Below are 4,996 nucleotides of genomic sequence, written 5' to 3' on the forward strand. Positions count from 1 at the left end.
GGACCTCCCCTGCCGGGTCAGAACCCCCCCCCCCCCCCCCACACCACCCCCCCCCCCCCCCCCCCCCCCCCCCCCCCCCCCCCCCCCCCCCCCCCCCCCCCCCCCCCCCCCCCCCCCCCCCCCCCCCCCCCCCCTTCCCCGCTTACAAGACGCCGATGTCGTGTCCAACCCGTGGACTTCTAGCCTGGACACATGACCCCTCATGCCGACCCCGAGGCCGAAAACAACGACAGTGGCGCGCAGCGCCTCCCTGCAAGGGTGGCGGCGGGCGACGGGCGGGACGTCAAGGCCGCCGACCGGGCGCACGTGTTCCACTCCTGGTCCGCCCAGGACCTGATCGACCCGCTCGCCGTCGCCGGTGCGGAGGGCTCGTACTTCTGGGACTACGACGGGAACCGCTTCCTCGACTTCTCCTCCCAGCTGGTCAACACCAACATCGGCCACCAGCACCCGAAGGTCGTCGCCGCGATCCAGGAGCAGGCCGCCAAGCTCTGCACCCTGGCCCCCGGCTTCGCCGTCGAGTCCCGCTCCGAGGCCGCCCGGCTCATCGCCGAGCGCACCCCCGGCGACCTCGACAAGATCTTCTTCACCAACGGCGGGGCCGAGGCCGTCGAGAACGCCGTCCGCATGGCCCGTCTGCACACGGGCCGCCAGAAGGTGCTCTCCACCTACCGCTCGTACCACGGCGCCACGGCCGCCGCGATCAACCTGACCGGCGACCCGCGCCGCTGGCCCTCCGACACCGCCTCCGCCGGCGTCGTGCACTTCTGGGGCCCGTTCCTCTACCGCTCGCCGTTCCACGCGACCACCGAGGCCGAGGAGTGTGCGCGCGCGCTCGCGCACCTCTCCGACACCATCGCCTTCGAGGGCCCGGCGTCCATCGCCGCGATCATCCTCGAGACGGTGCCGGGCACCGCGGGCATCATGACCCCGCCGCCGGGCTACCTCCAGGGCGTGCGCGAGCTCTGCGACCGGTACGGGATCGTCTTCATCCTCGACGAGGTCATGGCGGGCTTCGGCCGGACCGGCAAGTGGTTCGCCGCGGAGCACTGGGACGTCACCCCCGACCTCCTCACCTTCGCCAAGGGCGTCAACAGCGGGTACGTACCGCTCGGCGGCGTCGCGATCTCCGCCGAGATCGCCGCGACCTTCGCCACGCGCCCCTACCCGGGTGGACTGACCTACTCCGGCCACCCGCTCGCCTGCGGCGCGGCCGTCGCGACGATCAACGCCATGGCCGAGGAGGGCATCGTCGAGCACGCGGCGCACCTCGGCGAGAACGTGATCGGCCCGGCCCTCGCGGAGATCGCCGAGCGGCACCCGAGCGTCGGCGAGGTGCGCGGCCTGGGTACCTTCTGGGCCCTGGAGCTCGTCAAGGACAAGGCCACCCGCGAGCCGCTCGTGCCGTACAACGCCGCCGGAGCGGACAACGCGCCCATGGCGGAGTTCGCCGCGGCCTGCAAGAAGTCCGGCCTGTGGCCGTTCGTCAACATGAACCGCACGCACGTCGTGCCCGCCTGCAACATCACCGAGGCGGAGGCCAAGGAGGGTCTGGCCCTGCTCGACGAGGCGCTGACGGCCGCCGACCGCCACACCACTTCGGGCTGATCGCCCGATCACCCGATCGTGATCCGGGGTGATCATCAGCCGTGCCATGCTCCGCTGCCTGGCCTAAGGTGTCCGAAGCCCTACAAAGGAGACGGACCCCATGGCAGGCAGCGGAGCTGTCACCCGCAACACACTTCGCCAGCAGATCGCGGACGCGCTGCGTGACGAGGTGCTCGCGGGGCGCCTGCCGCCGGGCACCGAGTTCACCGTCAAGCAGATAGCCGAGCAGTACGGGGTCTCCGCGACCCCGGTGCGCGAGGCGCTGGTCGACCTCTCGGCACAGGGCCTGCTCGAATCCGTACAGCACCGCGGCTTCCGCGTGCGCGTGTTCACCGTGGCCGACTTCCGCGGCATGGTCGAGGCCCGCACGCTGATAGTGGACGGCATCTTCCGGCGGCTCGCCGAGCGCGGCTCCGGGCCCGGCGCGAGCGAGGCCCTGGTGTCCGTCCGCCGCCGCGCCGACGAGGCCAAGCGGGCCGCGCAGAGCGGCTCCCTCGAAGTGCTGATCGGCTACGACCTGCGGTTCTGGCGCGAGCTCAGCGGCCTGGTCGGCAACAGCTACATCTCCGACTTCCTGCACCGCATCCGCGTCCAGTGCTGGGTCTTCGCCGTGCCGCACCTCCAGCGGGAGCCCTCGATGCGCGACGACCTGTGGACCGGCCACGGCGCCCTCGTCGACGCCGTCACCCGCGGTGACGCCGACGAGGTGCGCAGACTGGTCCGGGAGTACAACCAGCACGGCCTGGACTGGGCCGACACCCTCCCCGCGGACCCGGAGGCCGACGCGTGACCGCCACCGACCGGGCGCCGGCCGACGGCGTCCCCTGGCTGGGCGCCGTGGAGCTGAGCGTCGTCGTCCCCGCGTACGACGAGGAAGCCCGCATCGGGCCCACGCTGGAGGCCGTGCGCACGTACCTCGACGGGCACGTCGGCACCGGTCGCGGCGCCTGGGAGCTGATCGTCGTCGACGACGGCTCCGCCGACGCCACCGCTGACGTGGTCCGCGCAGCGGCCGCCGAGGAGCCCCGGATCCGGCTCGTGGAGTCCGAGCACAACCGCGGCAAGGGCAACGCCCTGCGCCTGGGCGTGCTGGCCTCGGCCGGCGAGCGCGTGCTGCTCATGGACGCGGACCTCGCGACCCCCGTCGAAGAGCTGGAGAAGCTGGAGAAGGGGTTCAGCGGTTCCGGGGAGGCGGGCCGGACCCCGGTCGAGGCCGCCATCGGCTCCCGCGGCCACCCCGACTCCGAGATCGAACGCCACCAGGGCCGGCTGCGCGAGCTGCTGGGCCGGGCCGGGAACCGCCTGATACGCACGGTCGCGGTGCCCGGCATCCGGGACACCCAGTGCGGTTTCAAGCTGCTCGACGGCGACCGGGCGCGCGCCGCCTTCGCCGCCTCCCGGCTCGACGGCTGGGGCATCGACGTGGAGATCCTGCGCTACTTCCGGCAGCAGGACTGGCCGGTCGTGGAGGTCCCGGTGCGCTGGTCGCACCAGGAGGGCTCGAAGGTCCGGCCCGCCGACTACCTGCGCGTCCTGGGCGAGCTGGTACGGCTGAACGCCGGCGGTCTGGCGGTCGCCGCGCTCTACCTGCTCGGCGCGCTGCTGCTCTACAAGGGCCTGTGGGCGGATCTGGACCGGCGCTACCTCGCCGATGCCGGACAGGACCAGAACCAGTGGGAGTGGTTCTTCGCGGTCACCGCCGACAACGTCTCCCACCTGCGCAATCCGCTCTTCACGACGGTCCAGGGGATGCCCGACGGGGTCAATCTCATGGCCAACACCGTCATGCTCGGCCTCTCGGTGCCGCTGACCCCCGTCACGCTCGCCTTCGGCCCCACCCTGACCTGGGCGATCGTGCTGACCTTCGGCCTCGCGGGCACCGCCCTGGCCTGGTACTGGCTGATCCGGCGCTGGCTCGTGCGCAACCGCTGGGCCGCGGCGGCCGGCGGCGCGCTCGCCGCCTTCGCGCCGCCGATGATCTCGCACGCCAACGCCCACCCGAACTTCTGCGTGCTCTTCATGATCCCGGTGATCGTGGACCGGGCGCTGCGGCTCTGCGCGCCCGGCCAGGGCCGCCGCGTGGTCCGGGACGGGGTCCTGCTGGGGCTCTTCTCGGCGTACCAGGTCTTCCTGGGCGAAGAGGCGTTCCTGCTCGCCGTGCTGGGCATGCTGGCCTTCGCGGTCTCGTACGGGCTGATGCGCCCGGAGGTGACGCGGGCGGTGTGGCGGCCCCTGCTGCGCGGGCTGGGCATCGCCGCCGCGGTCTCCCTGCCGATCGTGGCCTTCCCGCTGTACTGGCAGTTCTTCGGCCCGCAGAGCTACACGTCGGTGCTCCACGGCGACGCGGCCGGCAACAGCCCGCTGGCCTTCGTCGAGTACGCGCAGCGCTCGCTGTTCGGCGACGAGGCGGCGGCCGACCGGCTGGCGCTGAACCGCACCGAGCAGAACGCCTTCTACGGCTGGCCGCTGCTCGCGCTGTGCGCGGGCGTCGCGGTGTGGCTGTGGCGGGCCACCGCGGTCCGGGCGCTCACCGTCACGGCCGTGCTGATGGCCTGGCTGTCGCTGGGCCAGCGGATCGGGATCCCGGGCACGGACCTGGTGATGCCGGGGCCGTGGAAGCTGCTCGCCGACAAGCCGCTCTTCGAGTCGGTCATCGAGGGCCGCGTGGGCATGGTCTGCGCACCCGCGCTCGGCATCCTGGTCGCGCTGGGGCTGGACCGGATCGCGGCCTTCCCGGTGCGCAAGCAGCGGGTGCTGGGCGTGATGGCGGTGGCTGCGGCGCTGCTGCCGATCGTCCCGACCCCCTTCCCCGTCAAGGACCGCGCCCCCGTGCCGAGGTTCGTCGCGTCGGGCCTGTGGGAGGAGTACGTCCCGGAGGGCCGCACGCTCGTCCCGGTGCCGCTGCCCGACCCGGGCGCGGCGGACGCCCTGCACTGGCAGATCGGGCAGGACTTCGGCTTCCGGCTCCCCGGCGGGTACTTCAACGGCCCGTGGGGCCCCGAGCGCATGGGGATCTACGGTGCCACCCCGCGCCACACCTCGAACCTGCTCGGCGACATCCGCGGCGGCAAGGAGCCGCCGGTGATCGGGCCGGAGTGGCAGGCGCAGGCCCGCGCGGACCTGGACTGGTGGCGGGCGGGCGCCCTCGTGCTGCCGGAGCAGGAGCGGGACCAGGAGCTGAAGAAGGTCGTCACCGAGCTGCTGGGGCGGCCGCCGCAGAAGGTCCTGGACTGCTGGGTCTGGCGCTACAACGGCTCCTGAGAGGGTCCCGGGGGGGGGGGGGGGGGGGGGGGGGGGGGGGGGGGGGGGGGGGGGGGGGGGGGGGGGGGGGGGGGGGAGGGGGGGGGGGGGGGGGGGGGGAGGAGGGGGGGGGGGGGGGGGGTGGGCG

At 73.6% G+C, this 4,996-nt stretch carries 3 protein-coding genes; all 3 read left to right on the forward strand.

Annotated features, from left to right (window positions below; all coding sequences use genetic code 11):
- The first annotated feature begins 192 nt into the window (after positions 1-192).
- Complete coding sequence (locus ACZ7H1_RS15690) at positions 193-1,608, forward strand: aminotransferase class III-fold pyridoxal phosphate-dependent enzyme (protein WP_470787042.1); 1,416 nt, start codon at positions 193-195, stop codon at positions 1,606-1,608.
- A 100-nt stretch (positions 1,609-1,708) separates the two neighbouring features.
- Complete coding sequence (locus ACZ7H1_RS15695) at positions 1,709-2,398, forward strand: GntR family transcriptional regulator (protein WP_470787044.1); 690 nt, start codon at positions 1,709-1,711, stop codon at positions 2,396-2,398.
- Positions 2,395-4,869: a dolichyl-phosphate beta-glucosyltransferase gene (locus ACZ7H1_RS15700; protein WP_470787046.1), complete on the forward strand. Its 2,475-nt coding sequence runs from the start codon at positions 2,395-2,397 to the stop codon at positions 4,867-4,869. Before ACZ7H1_RS15695 ends, ACZ7H1_RS15700 begins: the two co-directional genes overlap by 4 nt.
- Positions 4,870-4,996: the final 127 nt, after the last annotated feature.

The organism is Streptomyces sp. NPDC037401, from assembly GCF_055602345.1.

Excerpts from the sequence above, each read along its gene's own strand:
- ACZ7H1_RS15690 (WP_470787042.1), top strand. The coding sequence starts at position 193 with ATGACCCCTCATGCCGACCCCGAGGCCGAAAACAACGACAGTGGCGCG.
- ACZ7H1_RS15695 (WP_470787044.1), top strand. The coding sequence starts at position 1,709 with ATGGCAGGCAGCGGAGCTGTCACCCGCAACACACTTCGCCAGCAGATC.